12 protein-coding genes and 1 pseudogene are annotated in these 15827 nt (G+C 60.6%); 11 read left to right on the top strand and 2 right to left on the bottom strand.

Features of this window, described 5'->3' with window-relative positions:
* Positions 1-351: 351 nt before the first annotated feature.
* Positions 352-1044, bottom strand: coding sequence for a tellurite resistance TerB family protein (locus KW846_RS25690; RefSeq protein WP_116581968.1), 693 nt, complete (start codon positions 1042-1044; stop codon positions 352-354).
* Between the two features lie 183 nt (positions 1045-1227).
* On the opposite strand from KW846_RS25690, the gene KW846_RS25685 reads away from it, so the two are divergent.
* From KW846_RS25685 to KW846_RS25645, 9 genes and pseudogenes are all read left to right on the top strand, one after another.
* On the top strand, positions 1228-2142 hold the full coding sequence (locus tag KW846_RS25685) for a LysR family transcriptional regulator (protein ID WP_007975056.1): 915 nt from the start codon (positions 1228-1230) through the stop codon (positions 2140-2142).
* A gap of 102 nt (positions 2143-2244) precedes the next feature.
* Complete coding sequence (locus tag KW846_RS25680) at positions 2245-3732, top strand: gamma-aminobutyraldehyde dehydrogenase (RefSeq protein WP_218485966.1); 1488 nt, start codon at positions 2245-2247, stop codon at positions 3730-3732.
* Positions 3733-3816: 84 nt separating this feature from the next.
* Entirely contained in the window at positions 3817-4968 is a 1152-nt protein-coding gene (gene ydcS / locus KW846_RS25675) for a putative ABC transporter substrate-binding protein YdcS (RefSeq protein WP_218485965.1), read from the top strand.
* Between the two features lie 174 nt (positions 4969-5142).
* A complete protein-coding gene (locus KW846_RS25670; RefSeq protein WP_218485964.1) occupies positions 5143-6180 on the top strand; it encodes an ABC transporter ATP-binding protein in 1038 nt (345 codons plus the stop codon).
* Position 6181: 1 nt separating this feature from the next.
* On the top strand, positions 6182-7129 hold the full coding sequence (locus KW846_RS25665) for an ABC transporter permease (RefSeq protein WP_007975063.1): 948 nt from the start codon (positions 6182-6184) through the stop codon (positions 7127-7129).
* Positions 7119-7928 (top strand): ABC transporter permease, encoded by an 810-nt coding sequence (locus KW846_RS25660; RefSeq protein ID WP_218485963.1) that lies wholly within the window; start codon positions 7119-7121, stop codon positions 7926-7928. The genes KW846_RS25665 and KW846_RS25660 overlap by 11 nt, the downstream gene beginning before the upstream one ends.
* Positions 7929-8086: 158 nt before the next feature.
* Positions 8087-9511, top strand: a complete 1425-nt coding sequence (locus KW846_RS25655) for a gamma-aminobutyraldehyde dehydrogenase (protein WP_218485962.1) — start codon at positions 8087-8089, stop codon at positions 9509-9511.
* Positions 9512-9740: 229 nt separating this feature from the next.
* The gene (locus KW846_RS25650) at positions 9741-11225 is read left to right on the top strand and encodes an APC family permease (protein ID WP_218485961.1); all 1485 of its coding nucleotides are present in this window, start codon (positions 9741-9743) and stop codon (positions 11223-11225) included.
* A 404-nt stretch (positions 11226-11629) separates the two neighbouring features.
* Positions 11630-12138, top strand: a pseudogene (locus KW846_RS25645) (Bro-N domain-containing protein).
* 175 nt (positions 12139-12313) lie between these two features.
* Here the strand turns inward: KW846_RS25645 and KW846_RS25640 are convergent.
* Positions 12314-12499 (bottom strand): hypothetical protein, encoded by a 186-nt coding sequence (locus KW846_RS25640; RefSeq protein ID WP_007975077.1) that lies wholly within the window; start codon positions 12497-12499, stop codon positions 12314-12316.
* Positions 12500-12917: 418 nt separating this feature from the next.
* On the opposite strand from KW846_RS25640, the gene KW846_RS25635 reads away from it, so the two are divergent.
* On the top strand, positions 12918-14546 hold the full coding sequence (locus KW846_RS25635; RefSeq protein ID WP_218485960.1) for a glucan biosynthesis protein D: 1629 nt from the start codon (positions 12918-12920) through the stop codon (positions 14544-14546).
* Between the two features lie 277 nt (positions 14547-14823).
* Positions 14824-15738: a glutamate/aspartate ABC transporter substrate-binding protein gene (locus tag KW846_RS25630; RefSeq protein WP_007975079.1), complete on the top strand. Its 915-nt coding sequence runs from the start codon at positions 14824-14826 to the stop codon at positions 15736-15738.
* Positions 15739-15827: the final 89 nt, after the last annotated feature.

The following is a 15827-nucleotide window of genomic DNA, read 5'->3' as shown; positions in this document are numbered from 1 at the left end:
AAACTCGCCAAAATGCGTTGGCGCAATGTCCAGTTCTTCACAGTCAATCCTCAGGCCTGATTCGAAATGCGGGGAGTATAGCCGAGGGCGGTGTTTCATTTATAAGACGGATGCACGCCACCTCTCATCCCGTTGAAAAAAGGCGGGATGGGCTCTGGGTGGGACTGTCCGCTAATTGAGGGAAGGGGTGTTAGGGGTGATTGGGTAGAATCGGGCGATGGATCGGCCATTGGGGATGTGGTGCGGCCGAAACCAGGACGCTGTGGGAGCTGGCTTGCCAGCGAAAGCGTCGTGTCAGACAACCGATTACTGACTGAATGACCGCCTTCGCCGGCAAGCCAGCTCCCACAATTACATCGAAGCCTGGCGAACCTGCTTCTCCAGTTCAGCCTTCAACCCCGGTTCCAGCTTGAGTTGCCGCGCCAGTTCATCCAGGTAGGACTTCTCCATGAAGTTCTCCTCGTCGACCATCATCACACTCGCGATGTACATCTCGGCGGCGGTCTCCGGCGTGCGCGCGGCACGGGCGACGTCGCTGGGGTCCAGCGGTTTGTTGAGTTCGGCATGCAGCCAGTGTTGCAGCTCCTGGTCATTGTCGAGCTTGATGAACTCGCCCTCGATCAGTGCGCGCTCACGTTCGTCGACGTGCCCGTCAGCCTTGGCCGCGGCCACCAGCGCCTTGAGAATCGCCTGGCTGTGCTGCTCGACTTGCGCGGCAGGCAAGCGGTCGAGGGTTTGCGGTTCAGTTTCCGGCGCTGTGCCCTGCTGGGCCTGCCAGTTGCCGTAGGCCTTGTAGGCCAGCACGCCCAACGCGGCAAGGCCACCGTAGACCGCCACCTTGCCGCCGACCTTGCGGGCCTTCTTGCTGCCGAGCAGCAAGCCCATGGCCCCTGCCGCCAATGCCCCGCCGCTCGCGCCGGAGAGCAAACCACCGAGGGCACCGGTGCCACCGCTCGCGCCCTTTTGCTGTGAGCCACCGGCCTTGTTCTGCAGCAGGTCCTGGCCGGACCTGAGTAGTTGATCGAGCAATCCACGGGTGTTCATTTGCTGCCTCCACAGGACGTTTAACCTGAAACCAAGGGCACCAGCCTAGATCGAAAGTGCCGACGCCCCGTGGGCGAGAGTGCTTCCAGATGTTGCATCGCCAGGCCACCTGGCGCTGACCATCGAAAAAAAAGATATACACTCCAATAAATCGATAAAAACAGCCCACCGGGTGCTTCCCCCATGATGACCTTGCGTCAGATCCGCCATTTCATCGCTGTGGCCGAGACCGGTTCGATCTCCGCCGCCGCACAAACCGCGTTCATTTCCCAGTCGACCCTGACCCTGGCCATCCAGCAACTGGAGGAGGAAATCGGCGTCAGCCTGTTCAGCCGCCACGCCAAGGGCATGACCCTGACCCACCAGGGCCATCAATTCCTGCGCCAGGCGCACTTGATCCTGGCCACGGTGGATAACGCCAAGCGCAGCCTGCAACAGAGCACCGACCAGGTCGCCGGGCAATTGATCGTCGGCGTGACCAGCCTGGTGGCCGGTTATTACCTGGCGGACTTGCTCACCCGTTTCCAGCGCGCCTACCCCAACGTGGAAATCCGCGTGATGGAAGATGAACGCCCGTACATCGAGCATTTGCTGGTCAGCGGCGAGATCGATGTCGGCGTGCTGATCCTCTCCAACCTCGAAGACCGTCACGCTCTGCAGACCGAAGTGCTGACCCACTCGCCGCACCGGTTATGGCTGCCGGCCCAGCATCCCTTGCTGGAACACGACAGCATCAACCTCGCCGATGTGGCCCGCGAGCCATTGATTCAACTGAACGTCGATGAAATGGACCGCAATGCCCAGCGCATGTGGTCCGCAGCCTCACTGCAACCGCGCATCACCCTGCGCACAGCCTCGACCGAAGCGGTGCGAAGCCTGGTGGCCGCCGGATTGGGCGTATCGATCCAGCCCGACATGACCTATCGCCCGTGGTCACTGGAGGGCGACATCATCGAAGCACGGCCGATTGCCGACCTCAGCCAGACGCTGGATGTCGGCCTCGCCTGGCGTCGCGGCACGGCCCGGCCGGCGCTGGTGGACCCGTTCCTGACAGTCGCCCGTGAACAACCCCATGGCGGGCGAAAGCCATCTATTTAATCGAACGCCTCCTTCAGTATTTAGTATTTGTTGTCCTCGGGCCCGCGAACTAGTCTTGTTACATCTATATAAGACGGCCGGGTCCCAACCACTGGGAACACCATGGCCACACAAGAAAAGAGAACCCGAAAAATGGCCGGCGCGCAGACCCCGTTGTTCACCGCATTGTTGATCGATGGTGAATTAGTCGCCGGTCAAGGTTGTGTCGAGCCGATTCTCAACCCGGCCACTGGCGAAATCATCACGCAAATCGCCGAAGCCAGCACCGAGCAAGTCGAAGCCGCCATCCTCGCCGCCCACCGCGCCTTTGCCGGCTGGTCACGGACCACCCCGCAGCAACGCTCGAACCTGCTGCTGGACATCGCCAACGCCATCGAAAAAAACGCCGACCTGCTGGCCCGCCTCGAATCCATGAACTGCGGCAAGCCGCTGCACCTGGCCCGTCAGGATGACCTGAATGCCACGGTCGACGTGTTCCGCTTCTTCGCCGGCGCCGTGCGTTGCCAGACCGGTCAACTCAGCGGCGAATACCTGCCGGGCTACACCAGCATGGTGCGCCGCGATCCTATCGGGGTGGTGGCGTCGATCGCGCCATGGAACTACCCGATCATGATGGCCGCGTGGAAAATCGCCCCGGCACTCGCCGCCGGCAACACCCTGGTGTTCAAGCCGTCGGAACACACGCCGCTGTCGATCCTGGCCCTGGCACCCGCGCTGGCCGAGATCCTGCCACGGGGTGTGATCAACATCGTTTGCGGAGGTGGCGAAGGCGTCGGCAGCCACCTGGTGAGCCACCCTAAAGTGCGCATGGTGTCGCTGACCGGCGATATCGTCACCGGGCAAAAAATCCTCCAGGCCGCATCGAAAACCCTCAAGCGTACCCACCTCGAACTCGGCGGCAAGGCTCCGGTGATCGTCTGCAACGATGCCGACATTCAGGCCGTGGTCGAAGGTGTGCGCACTTATGGCTACTACAACGCCGGCCAGGACTGCACCGCCGCTTGCCGCATTTATGCCCAGGCCGGGATTCACGACCGTCTGGTGGCCGAGCTCGGCGCGGCCGTCAGCAGCCTGCGCTTCGCCGGTAAGCGCGACGCCGACAACGAAATCGGCCCGCTGATCAGTACCCGCCAGCGCGACCGCGTGGCCAGCTTTGTCGAACGCGCCCTCGGCCAGCCGCACATCGAGCGGGTGACCGGCGCGGCCGTGCATTCCGGCGCCGGCTTCTATTACCAGCCGACCCTGCTGGCCGGCTGCAAGCAAAGCGATGAGATCGTCCAGCGCGAAGTGTTCGGACCGGTGGTCACCGTGACCCGTTTCGATGAACTGGAACAAGCGGTGGACTGGGCCAACGATTCGGAATACGGCCTGGCGTCGTCGGTCTGGACCCAGAACCTCGACAAGGCCATGCAGGTCGCGGCGCGCCTGCAGTACGGCTGCACCTGGATCAACAGCCATTTCATGCTGGTCAGCGAAATGCCCCATGGCGGCCTGAAGCGTTCGGGCTACGGCAAGGACCTGTCCAGCGATTCGCTTCAGGACTACAGCGTGGTGCGGCACATCATGGCCCGCCATGGCGAGCATCTCTGACTACGCTAATAACAAGCCACCAACGGCATGCTTCACCACGTTCAAAACACTGCCCCGACCATAATTAAAGAAGAGGGAATTCCCATGTTCGCGCACAAGACCGCACTGCTCAGTGCAATCACCACCGCGCTGCTGGCCAGTGCCAGCCTCCAGGCCGCCGAGCCGCTCAAAGCTGTCGGGGCTGGCGAGGGCCAACTGGATATTGTGGCCTGGCCTGGCTACATAGAACGTGGCGAGAGCGACAAGGCCTACGACTGGGTGACCGGTTTCGAGAAGGAAACCGGCTGCAAGGTCAACGTCAAGACCGCGGCCACTTCCGATGAAATGGTCAGCCTGATGGCCAAGGGTGGTTACGATCTGGTGACGGCGTCGGGCGACGCCTCCCTGCGCCTGATCGTCGGCAAGCGTGTACAGCCGATCAACACCGCGTTGATCCCGAACTGGAAAAACCTCGACCCGCGCCTCAAGGATGCACCCTGGTACGTGGTCAACAAGCAGACCTACGGCACCCCCTATCAGTGGGGCCCGAACGTACTGATGTACAACACCAACGTGTTCAAGACCGCGCCGACCACCTGGGGCGTGCTGTTCAATGCCGAAAACCTGCCGGACGGCAAGCCGAACAAGGGTCGCGTGCAAGCCTATGACGGCCCGATCTACATCGCCGACGCGGCGCTGTACCTCAAGACCGCCAAACCGGAACTGGGCATCCAGAGCCCGTACGAACTGACCGAAGCCCAGTACAAGGCCGTGCTCGACCTGCTGCGCGCCCAACAGCCGTTGATCCACCGTTACTGGCACGACACCACCGTACAAATGAGTGACTTCAAGAACGAAGGCGTGGTCGCGTCCGGCGCGTGGCCGTATCAGGTCAACGGCCTGATGAACGAGAAACAGCCAATCGCCTCGACCATCCCGAAAGAAGGCGCCACCGGTTGGGCCGACACCACCATGATGCACACCGAGGCCAAGCACCCGAACTGCGCCTACAAGTGGATGGACTGGTCGCTGCAACCGAAAGTCCAGGGCGACGTAGCGGCGTGGTTCGGCTCGTTGCCAGCAGTCCCTGCGGCGTGCAAGGAGAGCGAACTGCTCGGCGCCGAAGGCTGCAAGACCAACGGTTTCGACCAGTTCGACAAGATCGCCTTCTGGAAAACCCCGCAGGCTGAAGGCGGCAAGTTCGTGCCGTACAGCCGCTGGACCCAGGACTACATCGCGATCATGGGCGGTCGTTAAGCCCTCTTCTCAAGATCAAAAGATCGCAGCCTGCGGCAGCTCCTACAGCGACCGCAGGTGCCGAAGACCCGAAGCCTTCTGCAAATCCTGTAGGAGCTGCCGCAGGCTGCGATCTTTTCGATGCCACAACTGATTCAAATTTTTAGAAAACGCGCCTTTTTGGAGCACCGCACCATGACGCTTGCAGTCCAGTTCACCAACGTTTCCCGTCAATTCGGCGAAGTGAAAGCCGTAGACCGGGTTTCCATCGACATCCAGGACGGCGAGTTCTTCTCCATGCTGGGGCCTTCCGGCTCGGGCAAGACCACCTGTTTGCGCCTGATCGCCGGTTTTGAACAACCGAGCGCAGGTTCCATCCGTATTCATGGCGAAGAGGCCGCCGGCCTGCCGCCGTACCAGCGTGACGTGAACACCGTGTTCCAGGATTACGCGCTGTTCCCGCACATGAACGTTCGCGACAACGTCGCCTACGGTTTGAAAGTCAAAGGCGTGGGCAAGGCCGAACGCCTGAAACGCGCCGAAGAAGCGCTCGATATGGTGGCCCTCGGCGGCTATGGCGACCGCAAGCCGGTGCAGCTCTCCGGCGGTCAGCGCCAGCGCGTGGCCCTGGCCCGCGCCCTGGTCAACCGTCCTCGCGTACTCTTGCTCGACGAGCCACTCGGCGCACTCGACCTGAAACTGCGCGAGCAAATGCAGAGCGAGCTGAAAAAACTGCAACGCCAGCTCGGCATCACCTTCATCTTCGTCACCCACGACCAGACCGAAGCACTGTCGATGTCCGACCGCGTGGCGGTGTTCAACAAGGGCCGCATCGAACAAGTCGACAGCCCGCGCAACCTGTACATGAAACCGGCCACCACCTTCGTCGCCGAATTCGTCGGCACCTCCAACGTGATCCGCGGTGATCTGGCGAAGCAAATCAGTGGCAATCCGCAGCCGTTCTCGATTCGCCCGGAACACGTGCGTTTCGCCGAAGGCCCGCTGGCCAGCCACGAAATCGAAGTCACCGGCTTGCTCCACGATATCCAGTACCAGGGCAGCGCCACCCGCTATGAACTGAAACTGGAAAACGGCCAGACCCTGAACATCAGCAAGGCCAACAACCAGTGGCTGGACACCAGTGCGCAACACCAGACCGGTCAGCGCATCAGCGCACGTTGGGCACGCGAAGCCATGATCCCGTTGCACGACACCGTTGCAGGCGGGGTGTGAGATGAACACCGTAGCCATTCCTCAATCTCCGGCCAGCGGCTCGCTGCTGCGCAGGTTTTCCAATCTGCTGTATCGCCGGCCGAATTTTTACCTGTCGCTGCTGCTGGTACCGCCGCTGCTGTGGTTCGGCGCGATCTACCTGGGCTCGTTGCTGGTGCTGCTGTGGCAAGGTTTCTACACCTTCGATGACTTCACCATGGCGGTCACCCCCGACCTGACCCTGGCGAACTTCACCGCGCTGTTCCAGCCGTCGAACTTCGACATCATCCTGCGCACCCTGGGCATGGCGATTGTCGTGTCGATTGCCAGCGCCATCGTCGCATTCCCGATTGCCTACTACATGGCGCGCTACACCACGGGCAAGACCAAGGCGTTTTTCTACATCGCGGTGATGATGCCGATGTGGGCCAGTTACATCGTCAAGGCCTACGCCTGGACGCTGCTGCTGGCCAAGGGCGGCGTGGCGCAGTGGTTCGTGCAGCACCTGGGGCTGGAACCGGTCCTGCAGTTCGTGCTGGGCATTCCGGGCGTTGGCGGCAGCACCTTGTCGACCTCGCACCTGGGCCGCTTCATGGTGTTCGTCTACATCTGGCTGCCGTTCATGATCCTGCCGATCCAGGCCTCGCTGGAACGCCTGCCGCCCTCGCTGCTGCAAGCCTCCGCCGACCTCGGGGCCAAGCCGCGCCAGACCTTCATGCAAGTGATTCTGCCGCTGTCGATCCCGGGCATTGCCGCCGGTTCGATCTTCACCTTCTCGCTGACCCTGGGCGACTTCATCGTGCCGCAACTGGTCGGCCCGCCCGGCTACTTCGTCGGCAGCATGGTCTACGCCCAGCAAGGCGCCATCGGCAACATGCCAATGGCTGCCGCGTTCACCCTGGTGCCAATCGTGCTGATCGCCATCTACCTGTCCATCGTCAAACGTCTGGGGGCCTTCGATGCACTCTGAAAAAGCCTCATTAGGCCTGCGCATTGCCGCCTGGGGCGGGTTGGTGTTCCTGCACTTCCCGATCCTGATCATCTTCCTGTACGCCTTCAACACCGAAGACGCGGCGTTCAGCTTTCCGCCCAAGGGCTTCACCCTGAAGTGGATCAGCGTGGCGTTCTCCCGGCCGGACGTGCTCGAAGCCATCAAGCTGTCGTTGCAGATCGCCTCGATTGCCACACTGATCGCCATGGTTCTTGGCACGCTGGCTTCAGCGGCACTGTACCGCCGGGACTTCTTCGGCAAGCAGGGCATCTCGCTGATGCTGATCCTGCCGATCGCCCTGCCGGGGATCATCACCGGAATCGCGTTGCTGGCAACCTTCAAGACACTGGGTATCGAGCCGGGGATGTTCACCATCATCGTCGGCCACGCGACCTTCTGCGTGGTGATCGTCTACAACAACGTCATCGCCCGCTTGCGCCGTACGTCCCACAGCTTGATCGAGGCCTCGATGGACCTCGGCGCCGACGGCTGGCAGACCTTCCGCTACATCATCCTGCCGAACCTCGGCTCGGCGTTGCTGGCCGGCGGCATGTTGGCGTTTGCCCTGTCGTTCGACGAAATCATCGTCACCACCTTCACCGCTGGCCATGAACGCACCCTGCCGCTGTGGCTGCTCAATCAGCTCAGCCGCCCACGGGACGTGCCGGTGACCAACGTCGTGGCGATGCTGGTGATGATCGTGACCATGCTCCCGATTCTCGGCGCCTATTACCTGACCCGTGGTGGCGAAAGCGTTGCGGGCAGTGGCGGGAAATAACCGAATAACCCACAACAATCCCCCTGTAGGAGCTGCCGAAGGCTGCGATCTTTTGATCTTGTTTTTGAAAAGAAAAGTCAAAGATCGCAGCCTTCGGCAGCTCCTACAGGGGCCGGTTTCCACAGAAAAACAAGAACAGCTTGTAAGAGGACAAAGCCATGCAAACCAAACTCTTGATCAACGGCCAACTGCAAGACGGCGAAGGCCCTGCCCAACCGGTGTTCAACCCCGCGCTGGGTCGTGTGCTGGTGGAAATCAACGAAGCCAGCGAAGCCCAGGTCGATGCCGCCGTGCGCGCCGCCGATACCGCCTTCGACAGCTGGTCGCAGACTCCGCCGAAAGAACGTTCGCTGCTGCTGCTCAAACTCGCCGATGCCATCGAGGCCCACGGCGAAGAGCTGGCCAAACTGGAATCGGACAACTGCGGCAAACCTTACAGCGCCGCGCTGAACGACGAGATCCCGGCGATTGCCGACGTGTTCCGCTTCTTCGCCGGCGCCAGCCGTTGCATGAGCGGTTCGGCCGGTGGCGAATACCTGCCCGGCCACACCTCAATGATCCGCCGCGACCCGGTGGGCGTGATCGCCTCCATCGCGCCGTGGAACTATCCGCTGATGATGGTCGCCTGGAAAATCGCCCCGGCCCTGGCCGCCGGCAATACCGTGGTGCTCAAGCCGTCGGAACAGACCCCGCTGACCGCCCTGCGCCTGGCCGAACTGGCGGCGGACATCTTCCCGGCCGGCGTGCTCAACCTGGTGTTCGGCCGTGGTCCTAGCGTCGGCAGCCCGCTGGTCACTCACCCGAAAGTGCGCATGGTGTCGCTGACCGGTTCGATCGCCACTGGTTCAAACATCATTTCCAGCACCGCCGACAGCGTCAAACGCATGCACATGGAACTGGGCGGCAAGGCCCCGGTGATCATCTTCGACGACGCCGACATCGACGCCGCCGTCGAAGGCATCCGCACCTTCGGTTTCTACAACGCCGGCCAGGACTGCACCGCCGCCTGCCGCATCTACGCCCAGGAAGGCATCTACGAGAAATTCGTCGAGAAACTCGGCGCCGCCGTCAGCAGCATCAAGTACGGCTTGCAGGACGATCCGTCGACCGAACTCGGCCCGCTGATCACCGCACAACACCGCGACCGCGTGGCCGGTTTCGTCGAACGCGCCATCGCCCAGCCGCACATTCGCCTGATCACTGGCGGCAAGGCTGTCGAGGGCAATGGCTTCTTCTTCGAACCAACGGTGCTGGCCGACGCCCAGCAGGACGACGAGATCGTCCGTCGCGAAGTGTTCGGGCCGGTGGTGTCGGTGACCAGATTCAGCGATGAAGCGCAGGTGCTGGGTTGGGCCAACGATTCGGACTACGGCCTGGCCTCCTCCGTGTGGACCGCCGATGTCGGCCGCGCCCATCGGATGTCGGCGCGCTTGCAGTACGGCTGCACCTGGGTCAATACGCATTTCATGCTGGTCAGCGAAATGCCCCATGGCGGGCAGAAGTTGTCCGGGTATGGCAAGGACATGTCGATGTATGGGTTGGAGGATTACACCGTCGTGCGGCATGTGATGTTCAAGCATTAACAGCGAAAAGATCGCAGCCTTCGGCAGCTCCTACAAAGAGCGCCGTACACCCTATAGGAGCTGCCGCAGGCTGCGATCTTTTCAGCAGACACAAGGATGATGTCGGCGATTTACATCAAGGATTCACCGCAACACCAAAAAACAATAACCACCGATCCTGGCGGTGCCCTCAAGGCCCCGCCACGGTTTCGGACATCCGAAATCTGCCGATTTTCCGGAGCAATCACACATGAGTGCATCACCCGATCTCTCTGCAGCCCTTGCCGACAGCGATGCCGAGCAACTGCGCAAACTGGGTTACACCTCCAACTTCAATCGCAGCATGAGCCTGTGGGAAAACTTCGCCCTGGGCTTCACCTACCTGTCCCCGGTCGTCGGGGTTTATACCCTGTTCGGCCTGTGCCTGGCCGCGGGCGGGCCACCGATGTTCTGGGCCTATTTGCTGGTCGGTTGCGGCCAGTTGCTGGTGTGCCTGATCTTCGGCGAAGTGGTTTCGCAGTTCCCGATTTCCGGCGGCGTGTACCCGTGGGCCCGCCGCCTGGTGGGCAAACGCTGGGCGTGGATGGTCGGCTGGATCTACTCCATCGCCCTGTGCGTGACCATCGCGGCGGTTGCCGTGGGTGCCGGCCCGTACCTGGCCGCGATGATGGGCTTTGAACCGAACAACAACACCAACATTGTCATTGCCCTGGTGCTGACGCTGTTCGCCACCCTGGTCAACCTCAGCGGCACCAAAGTGCTGGCGCGCATCGCCATGTTCGGCTTTCTCTGCGAACTGGTCGGCGCAGTCATCGTGGGCGTTTACCTGCTGATCTTCGAGCGTCATCAATCCATCAGCGTGTTGTTCAACACCTTCGAGATCAGCGTCGACGGCTCGTACCTGCCGGCCTTCCTCACCGCTTCGCTGGCGGGGATGTTCCTGTACTACGGTTTCGAGGCCTGTGGTGATGTGGCCGAAGAAACCCCGAACCCGAGCAAGCAGATCCCGGTGGCGATGCGCATGACCATCTACATCGGCGGCATCGCGGCGATGTTCGCTTGCCTGGCGCTGATCCTCGCAGTGCCGGACATGCAAGCGGTGATCAATGGCACCGACAAGGACCCGGTCAGCACCATCCTCAACAACGCGTTCGGGCCGGTGGGTTCGAAAGTGGTGATGGGCGTGGTGATGATTTCCTTCATCTCCTGCGTCATCAGCCTGCAAGCGGCGGCCAGTCGCCTGCTGTATTCCTACGCCCGTGACGAAATGGTCATCGGCAGCCGACTGCTGAAGAAGATTTCCCCTACGACGCAAGTTCCGGTTGCCGCACTGTTCGTCTCCGGTGTCCTGCCGGCGCTGATCATCATCCTCGGCTTCTTCCTGCAGGATGCAGTCGCCACCATCGTCAGCTTCGCGGCCATCGGCATCTACCTGGCGTTTCAGATGATCGTGCTCGCGGCCCTGTACGCCCGCATGAAGGGCTGGAAACCAAGCGGCAAATTCACCCTCGGCGCCTGGGGCTGGGCGGTGAACATCGGCGCACTGGTCTATGGTGTCGGGGCCATTATCAACATGGCCTGGCCACGGACACCGGATGCCGCGTGGTACATCAACTACGCCATGGTACTGAGCACGGCCATCGTGATTGGCCTGGGCCTGCTCTACATGTGGATCGCCAAGCCGTATGACCACGGCACCGCCCCGGCGGGCGATGCGTGGAAGGTTAGTCACTAATGAAAATCGCCCCGGGATCAAGTGCGATCTCGGGGCGAGTTTTGTCCAGTGCAAAAACAGGAAATTCCTACAGACGCAGCCTTCCTGAAAAACCCTCGATTCCTACAACACGCGTCGCCAGAGTAGACTTGGCGCCGCGAGCGCCTGACCGATAGGCTTCATTCCGTCGCTGCCAAATCAGCGACCCGGAGTCGAAGCCGGAATCAGTCAAAACGGTGCTCGCGTGCCCCCATAGAACTGTGGCTGTTTTATGCCTCATTTCTGTTTTATGGCGGGCCGTGTGGCGCGGGCCTTCCGGCTTCCGTTTTGATTGGAAGTGTCCCGACTTCGAACGCCACTCGGTCCGCCACCCAACCTGTCGAAGGGTTGGTGGCGACTTTCCAAGTCAAAACGGAAATCGCGCCATGCCAATGCATCCTCAAAGCTCGCCTCTGCCCTATTTCGATCCCATCGTCTTCACCCGCCACAACCGCTTCCTCCATGCCTTCATGCCTTCATGCAAAACAACCAAGCCTGGTTCTGTGTCCAGGATCTGGGTCGTTTGATGGGCAAACCACTCAATGAACGCCTCACCCTGAAACTCGATCCCGACCAACGTCGCAGCGTCTGTCTGCTCAAGGACGGCAAAACGGTTGAAACACTGATGGTCAGCGAATCAGGCATGTACGCCTTGTTGGTTCACCATTTCGTCCCGGAAAACCGCAACCTGCGCCAATGGTTGAGCAACGAAGTCATACCCATGATGCGGGAAACCAGCGCCACACCTGTGGAAAACCGCCCGAGCCTGAGTTCGGTGCATTGGGCCGGCGTCACTGTGCCGCTGCTGCACTGGCAACAACAGGCCTGGGTGAAGTGGCGTGATGTGCCTGAGCTGATGCACGGACAGCGACCTTCTTCGGCTTCCAGGGCTTGAATACATGACCTGTGGCGAGGGAGCTTGCTCCCGCTGGACTGCGAAGCAGTCCTCGTTTTAAAGGTAAAGCGAGGGCCGCTGCGCGCCCCAGCGGGAGCAAGCTCCCTCGCCACAGCAAGTTGATGGATCTGGCTACCGTAAAAGCCAAATGGCTCTCACGGTAACCCGCCCTGCTTCAAAACCGCGAAACACTCCTCATCGCATCCACCAGATACCTCATCGCGATCCTGTCGCTCTCCGACAACTCCCTATACCGCTCCACCAGTTTCATTTCCTCGTTATTAAGCCGGCGCCTGCGTCGCCCGATGGCCAGGCATGGAAAGATTCCCAACATTTCGGTGATGCCTTGTACTTTCGACATGGACGATGTCCTTCTCTATACGTCAAAGAAAACTGCAAAAACCGCATCGCCCTATCCCTTTTTCAGCAGCCGCTGGGTGCCCGCTGAACCGCACCGGTCCGAAGGGCATAAACCGGTCATGTGCACAGAATAGAAATATTCCGGGCGCTGAAAAGCGGTTTTTAGAGTAATTAGTCGAAAAAAGCAGAAATGCCCTGTAAATCAGAAACCCCTGTCGGAATTGTTTCCCGACATGTCTTGTTTCATTGCCGAACCGGCGCTGTGCCATCAATCAATTTTGCTCTGCAATCGAACGGTTTAAGCTGTCGGGCATCTGTTCTACAGTCCGTTGCGTTTGGCCGAAGGCATGTCCGAACCGTTTTTTCTGATCCAGCACGTGCCAGGAACGGCGCGGGATTGCTCACGACAGGTTGTATTTATGCACCGCAGGAACTTGCTCAAAGCCTCCATGGCCATCGCGGCCTACACCGGTTTGTCCGCCACGGGTCTGTTGGCCGCCCAAGCCTGGGCCGCAAGCGGCGACACCGCTGATGGCGAGGCCAGCGCATTCGATTTCGAGGCGCTGAAGGTCCAGGCCAAACAGCTCGCCAGCAATCGCTACCAGGACACCAAGCAACAGTTGCCGCCGACCCTGGCGACCATGACGCCGCAGAACTTCAATGCGATCCGCTACGACGGCAATCATTCGTTGTGGAAAGAACTCAAGGGTCAGCTGGACGTGCAGTTCTTCCACGTCGGCATGGGGTTCAAGCAGCCGGTGCGCATGTACAGCGTCGACCCGAAAACCCGGATGGCCCGCGAGGTGCATTTCCGCCCGTCGCTGTTCAACTATGAAAACACCACGGTCGACACCGCACAGCTCAAGGGCGACCTGGGTTTCTCCGGTTTCAAGTTGTTCAAGGCCCCGGAACTGGACAAACACGACGTCGTGTCCTTCCTCGGCGCCAGTTATTTCCGTGCGGTGGACGCCACCGGCCAGTACGGTTTGTCGGCCCGCGGACTGGCCATCGATACCTACGCCAAGAAACGCGAAGAATTCCCCGACTTCACCAAGTTCTGGTTCGAGACACCGGACAAGGACAGCACCCGCTTCGTGGTCTACGCCCTGCTCGACTCGCCGAGCGCCACCGGTGCCTACCGCTTCGATATCGACTGCCAGGCCGAGCGCGTGGTGATGGAGGTCGATGCCCACGTCAACGCCCGTACCGCCATCGATCAACTGGGCATCGCACCGATGACCAGCATGTTCAGCTGCGGCACCCACGAACGCCGGATGTGCGACACCATTCACCCGCAAATCCACGACTCCGACCGCCTGGCCATGTGGCGCGGCAACGGCGAGTGGATCTGCCGCCCGCTGAACAACCCGGCGACCCTGCAATTCAATGCCTTCGCCGACAAGGACCCGAAAGGTTTCGGCCTGGTGCAGACCGACCACGAGTTCGCCAGCTATCAGGACACCGTCGACTGGTACAGCCGCCGCCCGAGCCTGTGGGTCGAACCGACCACCGCATGGGGCGAAGGCTCGGTCGATCTGCTGGAAATCCCTACCACCGGCGAGACCATGGACAACATCGTCGCCTTCTGGACTCCGAAGAAACCGGTGGCTGCCGGCGATTCGCTGAACTACGGCTACAAGCTCTACTGGAGCGCGTTGCCACCGGTCGGCACGCCGCTGGCGCGGGTCAACGCCACCCGTTCCGGGATGGGCGGTTTCACCGAAGGCTGGGCGCCGGGCGAGCATTACCCGCCCGTCTGGGCCCGTCGTTTTGCCGTGGACTTCACCGGCGGCGGTCTGGACCGCCTGCCCGAGGGCGCGGGCATCGAGCCGGTGGTCACTTGCTCGAATGGCGAGGTCAAGGATTTCAGCGTGCTCAAGCTCGATGACATCAAGGGTTACCGTGTCCTGTTTGACTGGTACCCGACCAATGACAGCGTGGAGCCTGTGGAGCTGCGTTTGTTCATCCGCACCAACGACCGCACGCTGAGTGAGACCTGGTTGTACCAGTACTTCCCGCCAGCGCCGGACAAGCGCAAGTACACCTGATGATCGGGTAGCACCCTGCCACCATTCGGTTTTCCGAACGCGACCTGCGGGTCGGTTCGGTTAACCGGATCGCCTCATTGAAATTCAAGCGCAATAAAAATTTTATTTCCTTATAAATCAATACTTGGATCAATACAGACTGGTCTGGCACGAGTCATGCTCTACACTTCTTCGACGAATGTCCTTTGCGCTCACTCATCGTAGCGCTCAGGTGTTTTGCAGCACAAAAGGGCCGATGAACTGGCTCCATAAAAAAAACAAAGTCGAGGAAAATTTGATGCGCATCGTTCCCCATATCCTGGGCGCAGCCATTGCTGCCGCTCTGATCAGCACTCCGGTTTTCGCCGCCGAACTCACCGGCACCCTGAAGAAGATCAAAGAGTCCGGCACCATCACCCTGGGCCATCGCGACGCCTCCATTCCGTTTTCCTATATTGCGGATGCTTCCGGCAAACCGGTCGGCTACTCCCACGACATCCAGCTGAAAGTCGTCGAAGCCCTGAAAAAAGACCTCGACATGCCGAACCTCCAGGTCAAATACAACCTGGTGACTTCGCAAACCCGTATCCCGCTGGTGCAGAACGGCACCGTGGACCTCGAGTGCGGTTCCACCACCAACAACGTCGAGCGTCAGCAGCAAGTCGACTTCTCCGTCGGCATCTTCGAAATCGGTACTCGCCTGCTGTCCAAGGCAGACTCCAAGTACAAGGATTTCCCTGACCTGGCCGGCAAGAACGTCGTGACCACCGCTGGCACCACGTCCGAGCGCATCCTCAAGGCAATGAACGCCGACAAGCAGATGGGCATGAACGTCATCTCTGCCAAAGACCACGGCGAGTCGTTCCAGATGCTGGAAACCGGCCGTGCCGTGGCCTTCATGATGGACGACGCCCTGCTGGCCGGTGAAGCAGCCAAGGCCAAGAAGGCAAGCGACTGGGCCGTGACCGGCACTCCACAGTCCTACGAAATCTACGGCTGCATGGTGCGCAAAGGCGACGAGCCGTTCAAAAAGGCTGTGGATGACGCCATCAAGGCCACCTACGCATCGGGCGAGATCAACAAGATCTACGATAAATGGTTCATGCAGCCAATCCCGCCAAAAGGCCTGAACCTGAACTTCCCGATGAGCGACGAGCTCAAGGCCCTGATCGCCAATCCGACTGATAAAGCGGCTGACGACAAGAAGTCCTGATTTCTGACTAACCTTATCTCCTGAGAGGGCCGCCGCCCTTTCAGGAGGTGGTCACTTCCTGCTGGTATTTCTGGAAACACTCGAACCGG

The sequence above is a fragment of the Pseudomonas sp. PDM32 genome, assembly GCF_019219225.1.
GTDB classification, from domain to species: Bacteria; Pseudomonadota; Gammaproteobacteria; order Pseudomonadales; family Pseudomonadaceae; genus Aquipseudomonas; species Aquipseudomonas laurylsulfatiphila.
The sequence above is the reverse complement of the archived record's forward strand: the minus strand, read 5'-3'. Positions and strand labels throughout refer to the sequence as shown.

What these genes read in the sequence shown, in the direction of transcription:
- KW846_RS25635 (WP_218485960.1), top strand. Translation starts at nt 12,918, where the DNA reads ATGCACCGCAGGAACTTGCTCAAAGCCTCCATGGCCATCGCGGCCTAC.
- KW846_RS25685 (WP_007975056.1), top strand. Translation starts at nt 1,228, where the DNA reads ATGATGACCTTGCGTCAGATCCGCCATTTCATCGCTGTGGCCGAGACC.
- KW846_RS25670 (WP_218485964.1), top strand. Translation starts at nt 5,143, where the DNA reads ATGACGCTTGCAGTCCAGTTCACCAACGTTTCCCGTCAATTCGGCGAA.
- KW846_RS25655 (WP_218485962.1), top strand. Translation starts at nt 8,087, where the DNA reads ATGCAAACCAAACTCTTGATCAACGGCCAACTGCAAGACGGCGAAGGC.
- KW846_RS25630 (WP_007975079.1), top strand. Translation starts at nt 14,824, where the DNA reads ATGCGCATCGTTCCCCATATCCTGGGCGCAGCCATTGCTGCCGCTCTG.
- KW846_RS25680 (WP_218485966.1), top strand. Translation starts at nt 2,245, where the DNA reads ATGGCCACACAAGAAAAGAGAACCCGAAAAATGGCCGGCGCGCAGACC.
- KW846_RS25650 (WP_218485961.1), top strand. Translation starts at nt 9,741, where the DNA reads ATGAGTGCATCACCCGATCTCTCTGCAGCCCTTGCCGACAGCGATGCC.
- KW846_RS25665 (WP_007975063.1), top strand. Translation starts at nt 6,182, where the DNA reads ATGAACACCGTAGCCATTCCTCAATCTCCGGCCAGCGGCTCGCTGCTG.
- ydcS (WP_218485965.1), top strand. Translation starts at nt 3,817, where the DNA reads ATGTTCGCGCACAAGACCGCACTGCTCAGTGCAATCACCACCGCGCTG.
- KW846_RS25690 (WP_116581968.1), bottom strand. Translation starts at nt 1,044, where the DNA reads ATGAACACCCGTGGATTGCTCGATCAACTACTCAGGTCCGGCCAGGAC.
- KW846_RS25640 (WP_007975077.1), bottom strand. Translation starts at nt 12,499, where the DNA reads ATGTCGAAAGTACAAGGCATCACCGAAATGTTGGGAATCTTTCCATGC.
- KW846_RS25660 (WP_218485963.1), top strand. Translation starts at nt 7,119, where the DNA reads ATGCACTCTGAAAAAGCCTCATTAGGCCTGCGCATTGCCGCCTGGGGC.